1 protein-coding gene is annotated in these 1,360 nt (G+C 40.1%); it reads right to left on the reverse strand.

Features of this window, described 5'->3' with window-relative positions:
- The coding region (locus GIW04_RS30755) for a hypothetical protein (protein ID WP_236479612.1) at window positions 1-1,324 on the reverse strand (1,324 nt) is incomplete at its 3' end.
- Between the last annotated feature and the right edge of the window lie 36 nt (window positions 1,325-1,360).

Raw genomic sequence — 1,360 nt, forward strand, 5'->3', positions numbered from 1 at the left:
CTATAACATCATCATAAAAAGAAATTGCACCCCTCATCAAAAAACCAAACTTTACTAACGCCAAGAGCGTTCCAGAAACTTCTTTTCCTCCTTTAATACTTGCAAAAAACAAATCAACTGATGCATCGTAAAAAATCTCTACCACCCCATTCTTCCAGAACAAGGTTCGAAACCCCTTAGCATAACTATAATTCAAATATGCCATATCAATAGCATCTTCAAATAACCCATCATACTTTCCGCACCGCCTTTCAACTTCTTTCGCTTGGCGAACCTGAGCGACTTTATCTTGCAAATCAACCAACAACAAACCACACCTGTTTAGCCTTACAACATTAATAGCCAAAAACTTACAAAACGCAGTATAACTAACACCTAAATCTTCAGCCTTCTCCCATACGAGCTCAAATAACTCGTCATATGCAACTCCCAACTCGCTCGACAGTTCAAAACTCCTTACCTTAGGAATTTTTCGGCTGAGAAGACCTCTATAAATATCAGAAACCCAATGTTCCCCACCTTCCCATCCGCCCGTTGTAAAAATCGAAGCCAAAGAATACTGATCTCGCTCCAAAACTTTATTCATTAATTTAGAAAAATTTAAAAACCTATCATCACCCTTCAAAACACTGAGCAGATCATAAGGAAATCCGGCTTGAGCCGCATTATAAGTAGACAAACTTTCTTCGTAATCTTTCTCGAATTTATTTATTGCCATTTCAAGCATGGCATTTGATACCTCGACTGTCACTACCTTATATTTAAACAAGTAATAGCACATATCTCGGATACTCTCAATTGCTGGTTCGTACTCCCTCAAAAATTTTTTAATATTGAACCCTTCCCACCACACCTTATTCGAAAATACTGTTGCACCGGCCAAGTCTATCCACGCGCCATCTATAGTTAAATTCGACGCACTGATGCTCTGATGGAATATTCGTTTTGCTCTTGCCGCCGCAAACTGTTTAGCATAACGCGATGCGAGTTCCACCATCCCTAAACTAAGTTGCTCATCTAAGCTACTAGCCTTGTTCGCGAAACTCTGTCGCGGCAGAAAACCAACAAGTTTTCTTATTGCTAACATTACACGCTTAGCATCCTCGCTAATCACATCTTTTTTTGCCTCCTTATAATAAATTGCCCGAATAAAATGGGCAGGTCTCACGACTGGCAAACGAATTAATAACCCTCGAGCATGTTTCTGATCTGGCTCTTCAAAATCATATTCCAAATCTATAACGGCAACAGTCCTCACTGCTCCGTAGGGAAGCGCAATGTTTATGACCTCAGCCCAAATGGCCTCATAAATAGCCACATCCAATGATAAAAGGCCATTTGCATGTGAGTTTCCCTACGT

Origin of the sequence: Pseudomonas sp. PA-4-8C (genome assembly GCF_021606625.1) — a bacterium.
Classification (GTDB): Bacteria; Pseudomonadota; Gammaproteobacteria; order Pseudomonadales; family Pseudomonadaceae; genus Aquipseudomonas; species Aquipseudomonas lactis.